Consider the following 18845-nt stretch of genomic DNA (forward strand, 5'->3'; position numbering starts at 1 on the left):
CGGGCCGGCCGGCGGGGACGTCACGGGCGCGGCCCCGGCCCGCCGTCCGGCACGGGCACCACGGCTGTGCCGGTCCCGGCGGGACCGACCAGCAGGACCGGGCCGTGCGCCTCGGGTTCTCCGGCCAGCGCACCGTACCGGTCGGGGCCCAGCGGCAGGTCGCGCACCAGCCACACCTGGGGGCCGCGGGGCTCGGCGTGCCCCACGGACACGGGCGCGGAGGCGTGCGGGCGTACGTCCACGGCCCGCAGGTCGGCCACGACGCCCACACCGCTCGCCTTGACCACGGCCTCCTTGCGGGTCCAGGCCCGGTAGTACGCGGCCGTGCGCGCCGCCTCGTCCGGCAGGCTCCTGAGGTGACGCAGTTCGGACGGTGACATGACGGCGGCCGCGGTCGTCCAGAGGTCGGCGACCGGCCGTGCGGTCTCCAGGTCCACCCCCACCGGCCCCCGCGCGGACACCGCGAGCAGCCAGTGCGGCCCGGAGCGCGACAGGTTGAAGTCGAGGTCGGTGCCGGGAGCGACCAGCCGGGGCCTGCCGTGCGCCGGGTCCGGGCAGCGCGGGCAGGGCATGCGGCCCATGCGCAGTTCGCCGGGGTCGGCGTCGAGGTAGCTCGCGAGGATGCGCCGGACCTCGGCGTGCACCTTCGCGTAGCGCGTGCCGACCGGCGCGGGCCGGCGGGCCGCGACGGCCCGCTCGTCGGGCGACAGCAGGGCGAGGACCACGGGGTCGAAGTGATCGGTCACCTTGCCCTGCCACACGTGGACGGCATCCGTCTCGTGCAGGGTCCGGTACGAGGCTCCGTGCATGAACAGGCTCCTGGCGGGTGGGGAGGGGCGGTTCGGCCCACGCGCCGTCAGTCCGACATGGCGACGCAGACGCGGCGCGTCCCGGTGAAGGGACGGCAGCCGTGGGCGAGTGACACGTTGTCGAGCAGCAGCAGGTCGCCGCGGTTCCAGGGGATGTCGACGGCCATGGCGAAACCGCGGCAGCAGATCTCGGTCACCGTGGGGCCGGGGATGGAGGAGCCGTCCGCGAAGGTGACGTTCCACGGCAGCTGGCCCTCGGGCAGGATCCGCGTCAGTGCCTCGCGGTGCCCGGAGCCGGCCGGGTGCCAGCGGTGGATCTGGTTGAACCACATCTCGGTGCCGGTGACCGGGTGCCTGACGGTGGCGGGCAGGACCCGCGACACCTGGATCCCGCCGTCCGCCCTCCAGGACCACTCGTACCCGGTCGCGTCGAGGAACAGCTCGACCTGCTCCCGGAGGTCGGTGCCGAAGGCGTTCTGCCAGCTCTCACCGATGCCGGAGCCGTCGTGGAAGTAGCGCACGTAGCGGACTCCGGGCGCCAGGCGCTCGAGCAGCGCGGGATCGAGAGCGGCGAGCCATCCCGCCGAGTCCACCACCACACTGGCGCCGCCGGTGAGCGGGGCGGTGTCGCAGTACAGGGCGAGGCGCGTGGGCCAGGCGTGCGCGGCGCTCATCTTGTGGAACGGCCAGACGGTGGTCTCCGGCCGGCCGGTCCGGGTGTGCCACACGGCGTGGACGGCCGGGGCGCGCGATCCCGCGTCCGGTCCGGACCCGGTCGCGAGCAGCGGGGCGAGGACGTCGGAGAGTGTCTCGGCCGTGATGTCGAAACCCCTGAAGACCAGGGCCTTCTCCTCGGCGAGCAGACCGGTGAGCTCCTGCGGCCCCAGATCCGTGAGGCGTTGCACGAGTTCCTCGGGACCGCCGACGCCCCCCGGGTCCATCTCCAGCGGCGTCCAGTTCTCCAACCTCACCACACGGCCTTTCTCCGACATCGCAACAGGAAGGCCGGTGGGGGGACAGGAGGGTACGCCGGCGGCCTACGGCACGCCGCTCATCAAAGAGCGCCTGCCTACGGCATTCCTATGGCGACGGCGGAGTCCGGACGGACGGTGCCCGCAGGACCGGGAAGTGCCGGGGCACGGGGGCGAACGGCACCCGGTCCGGGAGCGGTTGGGCGCGCTCAGGCACCGAGGGTCCCACAGGTTCCGCGGCCGGGCCGAACCGCCGCGTGTAGACCCGATGTAGGGGGCGCGGGGACCGTGAGCACCCGGCGTGCGCCCCGCGGCGCGTCGACCGCCGTCCCCTGCCCTGTGAGGTTCGCGTGTACACGACCGCCACCGCCCTCCGCTTCGACCGGAGCCGTTTTCGCGATGTGCTCGGCCGCTTCTGTACGGGGGTGACGATCATCTCCGCCGTCCACGACGGGAGACCGGCCGGCTTCGCCTGCCAGTCCTTCGCCTCGCTCTCCCTCGATCCGCCGCTGGTGTCCTACGCGGTGGCCGGGACGTCGACGACCGGCCCCCGGATCGAACGGTCGGGGGCCTTCTGCGCGACGGTGCTGAGGGCCGACCAGGGCGACCTGTGCCGCGGATTCGGCCGTTCCGGCGCGGACAAGTTCGCCGGTGTGGACTGGCGGCCGGCCGACGGCACCGGGTCCCCGCGGATCGCCGGTGGTCTCGCCTGGGTGGACTGCCGGATCGAGACCGTGATCCCCGCGGGGGACCACCGGATCGTGGTGGGCCGGGTGGTGGACCTCAGTACACCGGAGAACGCCGACGACGCCCTTCCGCTGCTGTACTACCGGGGCGCGTTCCTCGGCCCCCAGACCGTGCCGGGCCCCGCGGCGGCCTGACCGCTCGGTGTGCGCGGGGGGCCGTGCCGGGCCGCCGGTCCCGGACGCGCCCCGTCCGGGCGGGCGGAGGTGCCGCCCGGGGTCAGCGGCCGGCCAGCCGGCTCCCGGTCGGGGCGTCCGCGTCCGCGCCGCGGGGCGGTGCCAGGTCGAGGAGGTCGGCGAGGCCGCCCTCAGGTGTCCCGTCCTCGTCCGGGTGCTCGCCGAGCCAGCCCAGGTGGGCCGCACGCAGGCCCGCCTGGAAGCGGCTCCTGGCGCCGAGCCGGGCCATCAGTTCCGCGGTGATCCGGCGGCCGGTGCGTACCGACACCCCGAGTTTGCGTGCCACTCCCTCGTCGGTGAGCCCTTCGCTGAGCAGCCGCAGAACGGCCCGCTCCTGGCCGGTGAGGCCTCTGGCGTCGGTGCTCGTGCGCTGCTTGCGGGCGGTGGTGACGGGCGCCGCCCGCTCCCACACCATCCGGAAGAGCTCGGAGAGGGTGGCCAGGGTCCCCCGGCCCCGGAACAGCAGGGCGCCCTCGCCGCTGTTGTCCGGGTCCATGGGGACGATGGCCGCCTCCCCGTCAAAGATGATCATGCGGGCGGGCAGCGAGGCGACGGTCCGGACGTTGTTGCCGAGGCCCACCAGCCAGCGCGCGTGCTCCACCGTCGCGGGGTCGTTGTAGATGCTGTCCAGGTAGACGGTGCGCATCACGACGCCCCGGCTCCGCAGCGCCTCCGTGAGGGGACGGCTCGCCTCCCGGTTGTCCCGGGTCTGGTGCCCGCCGGGCGCGAAGGCCACGAGACTGCGCGTGCAGTCGGCGCTCAGTTCCTGTATGCGGTCGCGAATCCGGTCGAGGCCCTGCAACTGCTCGACCTCGTAGCGCTCGCTACGGCTGCGCTGCGCCGCGAACTCCTCGGTCAACCGCGCCACTTCGACTCGCGTGTCGGCTATCTGACGCTGCCGGGTCCGCAGGTCGGCCTCCTGCCGGGCGAGCAGGGCCTGGAGTCCGACGTCGGGGCTGATCGCCCGCACCCGGCCGGGATTCTCCCAGGAGGGCCGGATCAGGCCGAGGCGTACACATTCGTCCAGCGCTTCCCTTACCATCTCCGCCGGACGGCCGACCAACGCGGCCAATTCCTCGACCGATCCCCCGGACCCCAGTAAAGAAGCCCTGTAGACCTCGGTAGCCACCGCACTCAATCCTATGGGCTCGAGCACAACGTCCCACTCCCCCGTCGAACGAAAGTCCTGATCCAAGCCTGTCGCGACGGCGGCAGACTAACACGCCCCACTAACGGGCGGGTTTTGCCGGAACGGACCTCCTGGGCCGGGAGAACGGGCCGTCAGGAGCAAAGGGAGATCATCCGGCGGAGTCGGCGACGACGAGCTGCCAGCCGGGCTCTCCGGGAACTCTCTGCCAGCCCGGCTCGTCGTCGAGTTCGAAGGTGATCCCCGCGCCCTTTGCCGGCGGGGCCTGCCAGCCGGGGTCCGCGGCGAACGCGTCGGCGCAGGTGACGGGTCCGAGCCCGAGCGCGATCACGGTGACGGCTACGGCGGAAATCTTCTGGAATGCCGCGGACCTCATCGATGAACTCCTCTTCCTCGAGTGGGTGGAACACCTTGGCCTTCTGTTTGCTCCCGGCGTTCGCACCCGCTTCGCTGCGACGCCTCGGCATACGAGGATTCTTGCTCCGTCGGCCCGGCCTTCTCCAGCATTCGGCCTGTCAGCCTGCTGCGTTGGCAGTGAACTGACAGCGGTCGTTCTCCCTCGTCCGGAGCTCTCCGACGGCGTTCACCACGGGTGCCGGCGGAATACGGAACCTCATCTACCGGATATCCGGATCGACTCGGTCCGGATATCCGGAGGTCTCCGGTCTCTTTCCGTTCCCCCGTGGCAGTTTGTGGCCAGGGGAAGGAGGCGCGGCGGGCGTCGTAGGAATGGTGTAGATCCGCGCCCCAGGCTCGTGCCGACCCCATTTCCGCACGCGTTCTGTGAGGTGGCATCGTGGCCAATCCGTTCGAGAATGACGAGGCGTCGTACTTCGTGCTCGTCAACGACGAGGGTCAGCACTCGCTGTGGCCGGCATTCGCCGAGATCCCGGAGGGCTGGCAGCAGGCGCACGGCGAGGACACCCGCGCGGCCTGCCTCGCGTACGTGGAGGAGAACTGGACCGACATGCGTCCGCTCAGCCTGGTCCGGGCGATGGCGGGCGACGCCGCCTGAGCCGAGGGACGCGAAGGCACGCGAAGGGGGCCGCGGTGGGAGAACCACCGCGGCCCCCTCGCGTGCGACCGGGGCCGGCGGGTCCGTCAGGCGGCCGGCGAAGGCTCGGCCAGCTCGGCGGCCAGGAACTCGGCGAGCTGGGCGATGGTCGGGTAGTCCCATATCGCGGTGGGGTCCACGACGGTGCCGAGCTGGTCCTCCACGTCGGCGGCGAAGGCCACCACGGCGATGGAGTCGAGCCCGTACTCACCCAGCAGGCGGTGCGGGTCGACGGGCTCCGTGACGTCCGGCAGGTACTCCGCGACGCGGTCGGTCAGCCAGCTCTGGAGCTGGGCGGGCACGGTGGGGTCGAAGGCGAACGTGGTCATCGGGTCTCCTCGAAGGTGCGGTGTGTGTGGGGGGGTCGTGGGGCCGGCCGGCGGGCTCACAGGTACGGGCGCGCGTCGAGCCCGAAGGACAGCCCGCGGTCGTCGCGGTCCGTCAGCTCGGCGATCAGCGCGTCCTCGGCCCCGGCCGGCAGCTGCGCGCCCGACGGCCGCTCCAGGGCGGACAGCCGGGTCAGCGCGGCGGCCAGCCAGTGCGGGCGAGCGAGGAAGCCGCCGTCCGCGGCGGTCCGGTGGACGCCGAGGCAGGCGGCGGCGGCGAGCGCCACGGTGTAGCGCGCCGCGAGCCGGCGCACCGGTACCTCGGCGTCGATGGCCAGCTGCCGCGGCCGCAGGGACGCACCGGCCCCGGCGAGGGCGGCGAAGGCGCGTACGTGTTCCTCGGCGAGCGGGCGGACGGCGGCGGGCAGCTCGTCGTCGAGCACGGTGCCGAGGGAGGCGGCGAGGCAGTCCCGGCCGCCGGAGGCCAGCCGCAGGGCGGGCAGGTCGAGTGCGGGCAGTACGGCCTCCGCGCCGAACAGGGAGTCCGGGGCCGGGGCCGGCTCGCGCGCCGAGCGCCGGAGGAGCCCCGGCAGCTGGGGCAGCAGGGCGGACAGGCAGGCCGCCCGGGCGATGTGGCCGAAGGCGACCGGCTTGACGTCCCGGGCGAGTTTCTGGAACACGGCGTGCTCGCCGTCGCGCCGGTAGAACTCCGAGCCCATCACCGTGGACAGCCGCTCCAGGGCGTCCGTGAGGACGCCTGCAACCAGGTACTTCACCGCGGGCGCGTGCACGCTGCCGGACTCGGGGCGAAGCTGCAGGGCACGGGTCGCGGCCCGGGAGAGCGCCTCGCAGACCAGCAGGTCGGCGAAGGTCTCGGCAAGGACGGTGCGCACGACGGGGATGGCCGCCGCCTCCCGGCCGTAGAGCATGCGCCGCCGCGTGTGGTGCAGGGTGACGCGCAGGGCCGTGTCGAGCAGGGCGGTGGTCATCGCCGGCAGGGCCATCCGGGTCACCTGGAAGGCGCGGGCGGCCGTGTCGACGCCCGATCCCTCGGTGCCGAGCAGCGCGCCCGCGGGCACGTCGAGGCCGTCCACCTCCATGCCGCCGAGCCGGACGCCGCGCATGCCGACGGAGCGGAACCGCGGCAGGTGCCGTACCCGCGCCGGGTCCAGCCGGTCGGCGGTGAGGAACAGCTGCGAGCGCGAGCGCGGCCCGTCGTTCTCGCCGGTGCGGGCGAGGACGACCAGGGCGTCGGCCCGGTCCAGGTTGGCGATGGACTCCTTGCGCCCGCTCAGCCGCAGCCCGCCGTCGACGTGCCGGGCGGCGAAGGTGTTGGCGGCGATGTCGTTGCCGTGCGCGAGCTCGTGGAAGGCGCAGGCGATCCTGCGGTTGTCCAGGAGCAGGGCGGCCGCGGCGGCGCGCTGCCCGGGCGAGCCTGCGGTCCACACGTTGACGGCGGCGAGGAGCTGGCCGGACCGGCCCAGGCCGAGGGCCGGGTCGCGCCGGTAGACCGAGCGCATCAGCTCGACCATGTGGTCGACACGGTCGAGGCGGCCGCCCAGCGCCGTGGGGACGAACTCCGCGTGCAGGCCGAAGTCGTCCAGGGCGACCTCGGCCGCGGCGGCCGTCTCCTCCCGTTCGTCGGCGGCCACGGCTGCCGCGAAACCGGCCGGGTTGCCGGCGTCCCAGGGGTCGCCCAGCAGTTTCTCCAGATGGTCGGTACGGGATCCGATGCCGATCATGCGGCCTCCACCTCTTCGGAGCGTCGGACGTCCGGCGCGGGAGCGCCGGACCGGGGCGCCGGGGCTTCTTGCCCGCCGCTCACCCCGTCACCGCCGAGGTCGCCGCCCAGCAGCGTCGCCGGAGCGTCCGGCACGGTGGTCAGGAGCGTGCCGAGCTCGCCGTACACCTGCGTGGCGTCGGCCGGGGCGGCGTCCAGGGCTTCGAGGACCAGCGCGAGGACGCCGCGCAGCCACAGCCCGTCCGCGCCCCACACCCCGTCGCGCAGCCGGGGCCGCGCACGGTGCAGGGCGAGTGCGGCCGCGCCCGCGAAGCACCACTCGTAGCGCTCGGCGAGCCTCAGGGCGGCGGTGCTCGGCGGCCCCGCGGCGGGACGCAGTGCGCCGATGTCGGCGCCGAGCCGCTCGCACGCCGCGAGCAGCGCGCGGGCCAGGCCGGCCGTGGTCGACTCGCCCTCCTCCGCGCCCAGTTCGGCCACCAGGCCGGGCAGGGCGCCGAGTACGGCGTCGCGCGGGGCCATCAGCCGCAGGCGCCGCGTGTCCAGCGGGTCCGGGCAGGAGTCCTCGCGCAGCCAGCGCGCCGGGGAGTCGGCGCCGTCCGGGGCCGGCCGCCGTCCCGGGCGCAGCAGGGGCAGTACGGCGGCGAGTCCGGCGCGGTTGACCCACGTACTGCCGTCGAAGAGGGGGACGACCTGGTGGTCGCGCTCCAGCTTGGCGAAGCCGCCGTATCCCTCGACGTCCGTGAGGAAGCCGCGCGCGCCCAGCAGGTCGCCGACCAGGCGCAGTTGCCCGGCGATCAGGCTCGGGACGAACGCCTTGGTGATGGCGGAGACGACGCTCAGCTGCTCCGGGACGTGGTGGGCGGCGAGGGCGGCGGTGTGGGCCACGGACTCGGCCAGGAACTGCCGGGCCACGGCCCGGCCCGCGACGTCGCGGGCGTGCGGCAGGTCGGCCAGACCCCGGCCGTACAGGCGCCGTTCGCCGAGGAAGCGGCGCAGCAGCCCCAGCGCGTGGTCGCCCGCGCCCAGGGACAGCGACACGCACACGATGCGGGTCAGTTGCAGTGACTTGAGGACGAGTTCGAGGCCGCCGCCGACCGGGCCGACCACGGCGTGGGCGGGCAGCCGGGCGTCGTCGAACTCCAGGCCGCTGATGTCGGCCCCGCGGATGCCGTGCGTGGGCATCTTGGGCAGCGGACGGACCGTGCCGGCCGGGGTGGCGCGCCGGTCGAGCAGGAAGACGGTGAACCCGCGGGCGCCGCCGCCCGGTTCGGTGCGGGCGAGGACGCACATGAGGTTGCCCCGGGTGGCGTTGTTCACCGGCCATTTCCGGCCGCTGAGGCGCCAGCCGGAGCCGTGCCGGGTGGCGGTGAGCGCACCGGCGAGCAGATCGCTGCCGCCACCCGGTTCGGTCAGCCCCCACGCCACCGGTTCGCCCGCGAGGACCTGCCGGGCCAGCAGGTGGGCGGGGCCGTCCTCGTCGGCGGCCCAGACGCAGACGCCGCCGAGGAAGGTCTTGCCGTGGGCCACGGCCACGGTCAGGTCGCGGGCGGCGATCCGGCGCAGCAGCGCGACGAACACGTCGAGGCGCTCCTGGCGTCCGCCGTGGCGGGCGGGGACGTAGAACTCCGGGAGTCCCCAGGAGTCGAGCGCGGCGCACGCCTCGGCCGGGAAGCTCTCCCGCTCCTCGTGCGCGGCGAGCAGGGCGGGGTCGAAGGGGCCGCCGGGCCGCGACCATGCGGCCAGGGCCGTCTCGAGGCCCGCGACGGTGGGGTCCACGTCCGCCGCGGTGTCCCGACGCGCGGCCTGTGGCACCGCGCCGGGCGCGGTCACCGGGGCTCCCCCGCCGCGACGGGGACGGCCTGCGCGGCCGCCGGGTAGCCGTCGGCCCACAGCGGCTCCAGCTCACCGTTGGCGTACAGGGCGCGCATGGCGCCGCGCTGGACCTTCCCGCTGGTGGTGCGCCGCACCGCGCCGCGGCGCATCAGCAGGACGGAGTCGGCGCGCAGGCCGAACTCGCGGGACACGGTCAGGCGGATGCCCGCCGCGAGACGGGCCAGTTCCTCGTCCTGGCCACGGCGCCGGACCTCGTGGATGACCACGAGCCGGCCGTCGGTGTCGTCGGCGCCGCCCGCCGCGACGGAGACGACCGAGCCGACGGTGTCCCGCAGCTCCTCGTGCTGGCGGCGCAGTTCGTGCTCGATGTCGTGCGGATAGATGTTCCGGCCCCGGACGATCAGCATCTCCTTGATCCGGCCGGTGACGTGGATCTCGCCGTCGACCAGGGCACCGAGGTCGCCGGTGCGCAGCCAGCCCCCGGCGTCGGCGGGGTCGTTCGCCACCCGGTTGCCGAACGTGGCCGCGGTGGCGTCGGGTCTGCGCCAGTAGCCGTCCACCACGAGCTCTCCGCGCAGCCAGATCTCGCCGACCGAGCCCTCCGGCAGGGCGTCGCCGGTGGCCGGGTCGACGACGCACGCCTCCAGGTGGCGCGGCTCGCCGCAGCTGACGAGTGTGCGGCCGGTGCCGTCGGCGGCGGCCACCACACGGCCCGCTTCGAGCGCGTCACTGTCGGCGGTGAGCACCCGCGGGACACGGCCCGACGTCGTCGAGATCATCAGGGTGGTCTCGGCCATGCCGTAGCAGGGCGTGAGCTGCTCCGGTCGCAGGCCCGCGGGCGCGAACCGCTGCGCGAAGTCCTCCAGGACGCTCGCCTTGACGGGCTCCGAGCCGCTGATGGTCCGGGTCCAGCGGGACAGGTCGAGGCCGGCGATGGAGTCCTCGGGGACACGGGTCAGGCACAGCTCGTACGCGAAGTTGGGGGCGGCGGACAGGCCGATGTCGAAGTGGTCGACGAGTTCCAGCCAGGCGCGCGGGCGGCGCAGGAAGGCCGCCGGGGTCATCAGGGCGATGCCGCGCCCGGCCAGCAGCGGGGTCAGGATGTGCCCCATCAGGCCCATGTCGTGGTAGTTGGGGATCCAGCCGCCGTAGCGCTGGCCCTCGCGGACCGACAGGTGGGTGTCGATGGCGAGCGCGTTGAGCAGCAGGTTGCGCTGGGTGACCCGGGCGCCCTTGGGATCGCTGGTGGAGCCCGAGGTGTACTGGAGCAGCGCCAGGTCGTGCGGGGCGGCGGCATGCGGGGTGAACGGCTCGGCGAGGGGCTCCGGGTCGACGTCCGGGATCAGCACCGGGACGTCGAGCTCCTCGGCCGCGGCCCAGGTCAGTACGTCGTCCAGTTCGTCGGGTCCGGTGAGCACCGCCCCGATCCCGGCGTCCCGCGCGATCGCGCGCACCCGGCGCCGGTCCTGCTTGTAGCGGCCGGGCATCGACGAGGGCACCGGTACCAGGCCCGCGTAGAAGCAGCCGAGGATGGCGACGACGAACTCGGCGGAGTTCGGCAGCAGGAGCAGGGCGCGGTCGCCGGGCCGGCAGCTGCGCAGCAGGGTCGCGGCGCAGCCGCGGGCGGCGCGGTCGAGCTGGTCGTAGGTCACCCATTGGGCGGTGGCGGGATCGGAGGGGTCGGGCACGATCGCGACGGCGCGGAAGTCGCCGCGGGTGCGCGCGTGCTCGGTCAGGATCTGGACGACGTTCGAGGCACCGGACAGGTCAGCCATGCTGCGCGTACTCCTGTGGTCGTGGGGTCGCCGCGGCGCGCTCGGCACCGGGCGTGCGGGTCAGGAACGGCGGCCCGGGAGCCAGGGGGTGATCTGGTCGAGCACCGGCTGCTCGTCCTCGAGGTAGAAGTGGCCGCCGGGCAGGACACGGGTGCCGAAGGCGTTGCCCGCGCAGGCCCGCCAGTGGGTCAGCTGCTCGGGCGAGACGTCCGGGTCGTCGCTGCCGCCGAGCACCAGCACGGGCGCGCGCACCGGGAGCGGCGGGGTGCGCAGGTATCCGGCCACCACGCCGAAGTCGGCGCGGATGGCGGGCAGCACCAGTTCCAGCAGCTCCGGGGAGTCGAGCAGGTCGGCGAAGTCGTCGTTGAGGCGGCGCAGTTCGTCGATGAGGCCCGCGTCGTCCAGGATGTGCCGGTCGTGGTTCTCGCGCTCGTGCGGGGCCCGCGACCCGGAGACGGCGAGCAGGTCCACGACCCGTCCGTGCCGGCGTTCCAGTTCGAGGGTGACCTCGTAGGCGACGATCGCGCCCATGCTGTGGCCGAACAGGGCGAGGGGTTCGCCGAGGAAGGGTTCGAGGGAGTCGGCGACCGGTCCGACCAGGTCGTCCATGGCGGCCGGCGGGGCCTCCCCGAGCCGGTCCTGCCGGCCGGGGTACTGCACGCCGTGCACCTCGACGTCGGCCGGCAGGCCCGCGGGCCAGGTGCGGTACGCCTGCGCGGTGCCGCCGGCGTGCGGGGCACACACGAGGCGGCACCTGGGCCGCGTCACCCGGCGGAACGTCTTGAGCCACCGTGATCGCGTGTTCAGGTCCTCAATGGTCACTGTCTTGGCCTCCCGTCGCGCTTGCGCCCACCAGCGAAACCACCGGCGCTATCCGGCCTCTATAAGCACGTGTGGAGGCGTTGCGGAGGCCTGGGCGCGGCAGACGACGAAGCGGCGGCCCCGGGATGTCCGGGGCCGCCGCTTCGTCGTCGTGCCGGGTGCTCGTACGGTCTCAGACCGCCTGCCGCTTCAGCGTCTTCGAGGTGACCGCGACTCCCGCGCACAGGGCCGCCACCAGGGTGCCGATGATGGCGAGGACCACGACGCCCGAGTTCAGGTGCAGGCCGACGTCCGACGAGGTGGACTCGGAGAGTCCGGCCGCCATGCCGGCCAGCGGGGGCAGGGTCACCAGCACGCCGAGGGCGGCGCCGATGACGATGACCAGGGTGGTCTCGCCGGCCGAGGTGAACAGGAGCTGGCGGACGGTGCCGCCGGCCGACTTCATCACACCGAAGTCGCGGCGCCGGCCGTGCGCGGCCATGGCCATGGAGTTGGCGACGGCGATGACGCTGTAGCCGACGGCGATGACGATCAGCATCATGGCGAGGGACTCGGTGAGCTTGGCGTCGGTGTTGTAGTCGGCCAGGGCGTACTCGGCGGCGTCGTGCAGGGCGACTCCGGGGACCGCGGCCGAGGCCTTGGCGTCGCCGGGGACGAAGATGTCGTCGGTGAGCGCGGCCGGGTCGTGGGCGCGGACCAGGTCACGGGCGACCACGAAGTCTCCGCGGGCCGGGTCGTCGGGCAGCACCTGGGAGACGCGGAGCGTGACGGTCGCGCCGTCCGCGAACCGGACCGGGACCTCCTGGCCCTCCTTCAGACCGAGGGCACCGGCCGTCTTCTCGCCGAGCACCGCCTCGCCGGGCTTGTTCCACTTCGCGTTCCGGCTGCCGAGGACGTCCAGGACGGTGTACGACCCGGCCTCCTCGCCCTTCTCACCGTTCTTGCCGGACGTCGTGTCGACGAAGGCCCGGGTCGGCAGCGCCGCCTTGCCCACGGGGTTGGCGGCGACGACCTCGTCGGTGTTGCCGGGGGTGCCGTCCGGCGTGACGATCGTCTGGCCGGCGACCTTCAGCGCCTCACCGGCCGGGTAGGCGACCCGCATGGTCGACACCATGCCGCTGAGCAGGACGGCGAAGCCGACGGCGGCGATCACCGGGGCGACCAGCGAGGCGGCGCGGCGCGGGTTGGCGACCAGCTCGGCCCGGACGAGGACCGGGGCGGCCTTGCCGCCGCGCTGGAACGGCGCGGTCAGGAACCGGCCGACCGGTCCGACGAACACCGGGGTGAGCAGGGCCGCGGCGACGATCAGCGTCATGGTGGCGGCGATCGCCATGTTGATGCGGTTGTCCGCGGTGGAGGTGGCGGTGCCGATCGCGAGCAGGACACCCAGGCCGAGCACGGTGAGGCCGGCGATCCAACGCCCGCGTCCCATGCCCGTGTTGGCCGAGCGGCTGTCGAGCAGCGCCTCGATGGGGGCGACCTTGGCGGCCTTGCGGCCCGCGCTCCAGGCGCCGATCACGCTGACCCCGATGCCGACGAGGGCGCCGGTGAGCAGCGGCCAGGCGGCGACGTCGATCTCCATGCCGGGCGGTGTGACGTCCAGGCCCTTGAGGATGGAGAGCAGCTGCGGCGTGGCGGCGATGCCCACGAGGCAGCCGGCGATCGAGCCGGCCAGCCCGACCACGGCGGCCTCGCCGAGGATCATGCGCCGGATCTGCTTCGGCGAGGCGCCGATGGTGCGCAGCAGACCGATCTCGCGGCGGCGCATCCCGGTGGACAGGACCAGCATGGAGGCGACCACGAACACGGTGGTGAACAGGCCGAGGAGGGCCATGGCGCTGATCAGCTGGACGCCCAGGAAGCGCTTGTGCTCGATGTACTCGGGCTGGAGTTCGGACCGGCCGTCGCCGGAGACCACGCTGCCCTTGTCGCCGACGACCTTCTTCGCGCCGGAGACGATCGCGCCGGTGTCGGCGTCCTTGCCGGGGACCAGGGCGATGGCGGCCACGCCCGGCTGCTGCTCGGCGGCGAACTGCTCGCTGAAGTAGTAGCCGGGGCCGTCCACCGTGCCGACGACCCGGAACTGCTCGCGGCCCTCGGTGATGTTGACGGTCAGCTCGCTGCCCACGGCGGCGCCGAGGTCGCGGTCGACGACGACCTCGTTCGCGGCGGCGGGAGCACGGCCGGAGACCAGCTTGTACGGCGCCATCCGGGCGCTGCCGAAGCCGTGCCCGGACTCGTCGGCGCCCTCGTCGGTGACGGGCTCGCCGTTCCTGATCGCCTGGGCGTAGAAGGAGCGGTCGACCACGGCGTCGGCGACACCGGGGATCTTCTCCAGGCCGGAGACGAGCGGTTCGGCCTCGGAGGCGCTCCACGGCATCCGGTCCTCGGGGCTGCCGTCGGCGTCGACGGCCTGCGGCGGCAGGGCGAGGGCCGTGGTGCCCTCGTAGCGGGGCTGCACCTTGGCGCGGGCGGAGTCGTAGATGACCAGGGTGGTGGTGATCAGTGCCACGCCGACCAGGACGGCGACGAAGGCGCCGAGGAAACCGGACCAGCGTTCACGGACGTTCGCGAGGATCAGCATGAGGGTCAGGCCTCCAGCCGGGCCATGTGGGTGGCGATCGCGGCGGCGTTGTCGGCGCCGGCCTGTTGGTCGAGGTGGATCCGGTCGGCGATCCGGCCGTCCTTGAGGAAGACGACGACGTCGGCGTGGGCGGCGGCCACCGGGTCGTGGGTGACCATCAGGGTGGTCTGGCCCTCCTGGTCGACCAGCATCCGCATCATCCGCAGCACTTCGCGGGAGGTGGCGGTGTCCAGGGCGCCGGTCGGCTCGTCCGCGAAGAGGACGTCGGGCCGGGTGACGAGGGCGCGGGCGAGGGCGACGCGCTGCTGCTGGCCACCGGACATCTCGCTGGGGCGGTGCCCGGCGCGGTCGGCCAGTCCCACGGAGGCGAGCGCCGCGGAGACCTGCTCGCGGCTGACCTTGCGGCCGGCGAACCGGGAGGGCAGCTCGACGTTCTGCGCCGCGGTCAGGGACTCCACCAGGTTGAAGGCCTGGAACACGAAGCCGACGTGCTTGCGGCGCAGTTCGGTGCGCTGCATCTCGTTCTGCCGGCCGATGTCCACGCCGGCCAGGACGATCTGCCCGTCCGACGGCTGCTCGAGGCCGGCCGCGCACTGGAGCAGGGTCGACTTGCCGGAACCGGAGGGGCCCATGATCGCGGTGAAGGTGCCGCGCCGGAAGGAGAGCGACACGCCGTCCAGGGCGGTGACCTGCCGTCCGCCGGTGCCGTGGACCTTGCGCACCGCGTGGAGTTCGACCGCGTCCTGCGTGGGGGTGATGTGGCTCGTCGTCGTCATGCTCAGATTCCACTGCACCGGAGGGGGTCCGGGCACTGACCCGCTCTCTACTCCTGGGGTAGAGGCAGCTCTACCTCTCCCGCGTTCTCGGAGATCCGCGAGAGACGCCGTGGTTACGTTGGCCGTATGCAACCCACAACGGCCTGGCAGGCCATGGCCCAGCGCCCGCTGAGCTTCCTGACCTCCAGCTGGCCCTGGCGGTCCCTCGCGTATCTGAGCGGCGGTGTCCTGGTCGGGGCCGCGGCGGTGCTCTTCTTCGCCCTCGGCCTGGCTGCGGGCCTGGTCCTCCTGGTCGTGCTGATCGGTGTCGCGCCCCTGGTCGGCCTGGTCTTCACCTCCACCGTGGTCGCCACGGTGGAGCGCCGCCGGCTGCGTCTGGTCGACCTCGACCGGGTCAGCGACCCGCACCGCGCCCCGGAGGCCCCGGGGCTGCGCGGCTGGGTCGCCACCCGGCTCAAGGAGCAGGCGACGTGGCGGGAGCTGATGTTCACGCTGCTGTCGGCGGTCGCCCTGTGGTGGCTCGACCTGATGGTGCTCGGCTTCTCGTTCGGACTGCCGGCCACGACGATCGCCTCGACCGACGGCGAGACCTGGCCGTGGACGGTGTTCGGCGTGCTGGTGCTGCTCTCGACGCCGTACACGGTGACGTCGTGGGCGGGCGCGCGCGCCGCCATGGCCCGCTCCTTCCTCGCCCCGCGCGACCGGGAGCTGGGCGAGGAGCTGCGCGAGGTGCGCGCCTCCCAGTCGCGGCTGCTGGACTCCTTCGACGCCGAGCGAATCCGCATCGAGCGCGACCTGCACGACGGGGCCCAGCAGCATCTGGTGTCGCTGGGCATGACGCTGGGCCTGATGCGCCTGGACGTCGAGCCGGGATCGCCGCAGGACGAGCTGCTCACCCGGGCCGAGCGTCAGCTGTCGACGGCCCACCAGGAGCTGCGGGCCCTGATCCGGGGGCTCAATCCCCCGGTGCTCGCCGATCACGGGCTCGTCGCCGCCATCGAGGACTACGCGGGCCGTTTCCCGATCCCGGTGACGGTCGATCTGAACCTGCCCGAGCGGCTGCCCAGGAAGCTGGAGACGACGATGTACTACCTGATCAACGAGGCCATGACGAACATCGCCAAACACAGCGGTGCCAGGACCGCCGCGGTGCACGGTCGCTATCATTCCGATCTGTTGGTTCTCGACATCAAGGACGACGGCCAAGGCGGGCTGGATCCCGCGGGCAGTGGTGTGACGGGGCTCGCGGACCGGGTCACCGCCCTCGACGGCCGGATGCGGGTGTCGAGTCCGTCCGGTGGTCCCACCCTGTTGCACGTGGAGGTTCCGTGTCGCTTCGCCTGATCGTGGCCGAGGACGCCGTTCTGTTGCGCGAAGGGCTGGTCGGGCTGCTCGAGCGGGTCGGACACGAGGTGGTGACGGCGGTCGGCGACGCCGACGCCCTGCTCGCGGCGGTCCGCGCCGACCGCCCGGACCTGATCGTCACGGACGTGCGGATGCCGCCGTCGCTCGGCGACGACGGGCTGCGGGCGTCGGTCGAACTGCGGGCGGAGTTCCCCGGGCTGCCCGTGCTCGTGCTCAGCCAGTACGTGGAACGCTCGTACGCGCTGCGGCTGTTGGACTCGGGCGGCGGTGCCGGGGTGGGCTATCTGCTCAAGGAGCGGGTGAGCGCGGTGGCGGACTTCACGGCCGCGATCGAGCGGGTCGCGGCCGGCGGGACGGTGGTGGACCCCGAGGTCATCCAGCAGCTGGTCCAACTGCGCCAGGACCCGCTGGAGCGGCTCAGCGCCCGGGAACGCGAGGTGCTCTCACTGATCGCGCAGGGCCGCACCAACGCGACGCTGGCCAAGCAGCTGTTCATCAGCGAGGCGGCCGTGAACAAGCACATCGGCAACATCTTCACCAAGCTGGACCTCCCGGTGGACACCGAGGGGCACCGCCGGGTGCTGGCGGTACTGGCGTACCTGCGGGCGTGACACGGCGGCCCGCCGGGGAGTCTTCCGTCCCCGGGGGCCGCCGTGCGGGGGGCCGCTCAGTCGCACATGGCGACCAGGATGCGTCGGGTGCCCTCGAAGGGGCGGCGGCCGTGGCCCGTGAGGACGTTGTCGATGACGAGGACGTCGCCCTCGCGCCAGTCCACGTCCACGGCCAGCTCCAGGCCGACGTCACGGATGTGCGTGACGTACTCGTCGGGGATGAGGCCGCCGTCCGCGAAGGTGACGTACTGCGGGAACTCCTCGGGCGCCAGGATGTCGTACAGCTCCTTGGAGGTCTCGTCGCCGAGGCCGGCCGGGTGCCACTGGTCGGCCTGGTTGAACCAGACCTCGACGCCCGTCACCGGGTGCGTGGTGGTGGCCTTGCGGTGCTGGACGACGCGGATGCCGTCGGGGCCCCACTCCCACTCGGCCTCCGCGGCCTTCAGGTAGCGCTCCACCTCGGCGCGGTCGTCGGTCTCGAAGGTGTCCTGCCAGCTCTTGCCGAGGCCGTAGCCGTCGTGCAGGTTCTGCACGTAGCGGATGCCGCCCGCGAACGCCTCCCGGACCTCGGGACGCAGGGAGGCGAGCCACAGCTCACCGTCCACGACGGGGGTCGCGCCGCCCGACTCGGCGGCCTTCTCGCAGTAGAAGGCGAGCCGCGACGGCCAGCGGCGGGCGTAGTTCAGCTCGTTGTGCATCGAGATGGTGAAGCGCTGCGGGTACTCGGTCGAGGTGTACAGGTTGCCCTTGACCCGGGTGCGCGGCGAGTTGCCGTGCACGTACGGCAGCCGGGTCGGCAGCAGCCGGTCGAGGACCGGGTCGATGGATTCCGGTGTGACCCCGAAGCCGCGGAAGACGAGCGCCTTGTGCTCGGTCAGCAGATCGGTCAGGCCCTCGGCGCCCAGGCCGGTCAGGTGCGCGGCCAGGTCACGGCCGCCGGCCCCGTCCTCGGTGATCTCGTGCGGGGCCCAGGTGGGGTTCTCGCTCAGGGTGGTGCTCATGACGTCTCCTGCTCCTATCGGGAGATGGTCTCGTTCAGCTTGCCGAGCTTCTCGATGCCTTCGAGTACGGCCCTCGGCTCCACGCCGAAGTCCACCAGGCAGCCGATCTCGTCGACGCCCAGCGCCTGTACGCGCGGCACCAGTTCGGCGGCCCGTTCGACGCTGCCGAAGAGGCCGCCGCTCTCGAAGTAGCGGTCGAAGGCCCGGGCGGCGAGGTAGTCCATGTCGTCGGCGTTGAGCTGGGACAGGTCCGTGTCCTTGCCGGTGAACGACTTGGCGGTGAGGTTGGCGGAACTCTTCAGGTAGTGGGTGAAGGGCTCCCGCACCTGCTCGCGGACCTGGTCCAGGTCGTCACCGAGCAGGGTGTGCAGCATCAGCACGACATGACCGGACCAGCCGTCGTGCTCCTCGGCGGCGACCCGCCGGTACTCGGCGATCTTCCCGGCGACCTCCTCCAGGGACTGGCCGAGCAGATGGGTCAGGATGCCGGCCTTCATCCGGGCGGCGGCCCGGAAGGTGTCGACGCCGCCGGCCGAGGTCAGCCACACCGGCAGCTCGGGCTGGACGGCGGGCGGGTAGGCGCGGATGTCGACCGGCCGGCCGAGCCCGTCCGTGGTGGACAGGGCCTCGCCGCGCCACAGCCGGCGCACCTCCTCGGCGGTGTCGCGGACCAGGGCGCGGCGGTCGGCGTGGTTCTCCGGGCGCAGCGCGAAGTCCACGGTGTTCCAGCCGGAGGCGAAGGCGACGCCCGCGCGGCCGCCGGACAGGTTGTCGACCACCGACCACTCCTCGGCGATCCGCGCCGGGTGGTGCAGCGGGGCGACGACGCTGCCCGCCCGGATGCCCACCCGCTGGGTGCACATCGCCACGGCGGCGCCGAGCACGGACGGGTTGGGGTAGGCCCCGCCGAAGGGGTCGAAGTGCCGCTCGGGGGTCCATACGGCGGCCAGGCCCGACCGGTCGGCGAGCTTCGCCCCCTCGATCAGCAGCTCGTAGCGGCCGGCCTCCCCCGGCGCGGTCGAGTCGTGCGCGAAATAGAACAGGCTCAGGTCCATGGACGGTCCTTCGGGTGGTCCGGGATTCGGGTGCGGGGTCGGGTGGGTGCGCACG

17 protein-coding genes are annotated in these 18845 nt (G+C 73.3%); 4 read left to right on the top strand and 13 right to left on the bottom strand.

All coding sequences use genetic code 11. From position 1 onward, the window contains the following. Nucleotides 1-20 precede the first annotated feature (20 nt). Together OHA99_RS16665 and OHA99_RS16670 are read right to left on the bottom strand one after the other, a co-directional pair. Entirely contained in the window at nucleotides 21-809 is a 789-nt protein-coding gene (locus OHA99_RS16665) for a 4'-phosphopantetheinyl transferase family protein (protein ID WP_405696414.1), read from the bottom strand. Between the two features lie 47 nt (nucleotides 810-856). After that, entirely contained in the window at nucleotides 857-1783 is a 927-nt protein-coding gene (locus OHA99_RS16670; protein ID WP_153178652.1) for a TauD/TfdA family dioxygenase, read from the bottom strand. Nucleotides 1784-2205: 422 nt separating this feature from the next. On the opposite strand from OHA99_RS16670, the gene OHA99_RS16675 reads away from it, so the two are divergent. Further along, entirely contained in the window at nucleotides 2206-2661 is a 456-nt protein-coding gene (locus tag OHA99_RS16675) for a flavin reductase family protein (RefSeq protein ID WP_313895751.1), read from the top strand. An 82-nt stretch (nucleotides 2662-2743) separates the two neighbouring features. Here the strand turns inward: OHA99_RS16675 and OHA99_RS16680 are convergent, their stop codons facing one another. Together OHA99_RS16680 and OHA99_RS16685 are read right to left on the bottom strand one after the other, a co-directional pair. Further along, on the bottom strand, nucleotides 2744-3829 hold the full coding sequence (locus OHA99_RS16680) for a LuxR C-terminal-related transcriptional regulator (protein WP_282883034.1): 1086 nt from the start codon (nucleotides 3827-3829) through the stop codon (nucleotides 2744-2746). A gap of 169 nt (nucleotides 3830-3998) precedes the next feature. Further along, the gene (locus OHA99_RS16685; protein WP_153178655.1) at nucleotides 3999-4223 is read right to left on the bottom strand and encodes a hypothetical protein; all 225 of its coding nucleotides are present in this window, start codon (nucleotides 4221-4223) and stop codon (nucleotides 3999-4001) included. A 420-nt stretch (nucleotides 4224-4643) separates the two neighbouring features. On the opposite strand from OHA99_RS16685, the gene OHA99_RS16690 reads away from it, so the two are divergent. Then, a complete protein-coding gene (locus tag OHA99_RS16690; protein WP_276209610.1) occupies nucleotides 4644-4862 on the top strand; it encodes an MbtH family protein in 219 nt (72 codons plus the stop codon). A gap of 86 nt (nucleotides 4863-4948) precedes the next feature. Here OHA99_RS16690 and OHA99_RS16695 read toward each other — a convergent pair whose 3' ends face one another. The 7 genes from OHA99_RS16695 to OHA99_RS16725 form a co-directional block, all read right to left on the bottom strand. Further along, nucleotides 4949-5230, bottom strand: a complete 282-nt coding sequence (locus OHA99_RS16695; RefSeq protein WP_153178657.1) for an acyl carrier protein — start codon at nucleotides 5228-5230, stop codon at nucleotides 4949-4951. A gap of 56 nt (nucleotides 5231-5286) precedes the next feature. Beyond that, nucleotides 5287-6969 (bottom strand): acyl-CoA dehydrogenase, encoded by a 1683-nt coding sequence (locus OHA99_RS16700; RefSeq protein ID WP_153178658.1) that lies wholly within the window; start codon nucleotides 6967-6969, stop codon nucleotides 5287-5289. Further along, entirely contained in the window at nucleotides 6966-8798 is a 1833-nt protein-coding gene (locus OHA99_RS16705; RefSeq protein ID WP_405696418.1) for an acyl-CoA dehydrogenase family protein, read from the bottom strand. Before OHA99_RS16705 ends, OHA99_RS16700 begins: the two co-directional genes overlap by 4 nt. Next, nucleotides 8795-10576, bottom strand: coding sequence for a fatty acyl-AMP ligase (locus OHA99_RS16710; protein ID WP_153178660.1), 1782 nt, complete (start codon nucleotides 10574-10576; stop codon nucleotides 8795-8797). Before OHA99_RS16710 ends, OHA99_RS16705 begins: the two co-directional genes overlap by 4 nt. 60 nt (nucleotides 10577-10636) lie before the next feature. Next, on the bottom strand, nucleotides 10637-11320 hold the full coding sequence (locus OHA99_RS16715) for a thioesterase II family protein (protein ID WP_240469037.1): 684 nt from the start codon (nucleotides 11318-11320) through the stop codon (nucleotides 10637-10639). A 250-nt stretch (nucleotides 11321-11570) separates the two neighbouring features. Then, nucleotides 11571-13982, bottom strand: coding sequence for an ABC transporter permease (locus tag OHA99_RS16720; RefSeq protein ID WP_164383796.1), 2412 nt, complete (start codon nucleotides 13980-13982; stop codon nucleotides 11571-11573). A 5-nt stretch (nucleotides 13983-13987) separates the two neighbouring features. Further along, nucleotides 13988-14758 (bottom strand): ABC transporter ATP-binding protein, encoded by a 771-nt coding sequence (locus tag OHA99_RS16725; protein WP_153178663.1) that lies wholly within the window; start codon nucleotides 14756-14758, stop codon nucleotides 13988-13990. Nucleotides 14759-14884: 126 nt separating this feature from the next. On the opposite strand from OHA99_RS16725, the gene OHA99_RS16730 reads away from it, so the two are divergent. Continuing rightward, complete coding sequence (locus OHA99_RS16730) at nucleotides 14885-16102, top strand: sensor domain-containing protein (RefSeq protein ID WP_366472265.1); 1218 nt, start codon at nucleotides 14885-14887, stop codon at nucleotides 16100-16102. Then, nucleotides 16087-16734, top strand: a complete 648-nt coding sequence (locus OHA99_RS16735) for a response regulator transcription factor (RefSeq protein WP_153178664.1) — start codon at nucleotides 16087-16089, stop codon at nucleotides 16732-16734. Before OHA99_RS16730 ends, OHA99_RS16735 begins: the two co-directional genes overlap by 16 nt. 56 nt (nucleotides 16735-16790) lie before the next feature. Here the strand turns inward: OHA99_RS16735 and OHA99_RS16740 are convergent, their stop codons facing one another. Continuing rightward, a complete protein-coding gene (locus OHA99_RS16740) occupies nucleotides 16791-17735 on the bottom strand; it encodes a TauD/TfdA family dioxygenase (protein WP_087790061.1) in 945 nt (314 codons plus the stop codon). Nucleotides 17736-17749: 14 nt separating this feature from the next. Next, nucleotides 17750-18790, bottom strand: a complete 1041-nt coding sequence (locus OHA99_RS16745) for a MupA/Atu3671 family FMN-dependent luciferase-like monooxygenase (protein ID WP_007451947.1) — start codon at nucleotides 18788-18790, stop codon at nucleotides 17750-17752. Nucleotides 18791-18845 lie beyond the last annotated feature (55 nt).

Origin of the sequence: Streptomyces coelicoflavus (assembly GCF_045041415.1) — a bacterium.
Classification (GTDB): Bacteria; Actinomycetota; Actinomycetes; order Streptomycetales; family Streptomycetaceae; genus Streptomyces; species Streptomyces coelicoflavus.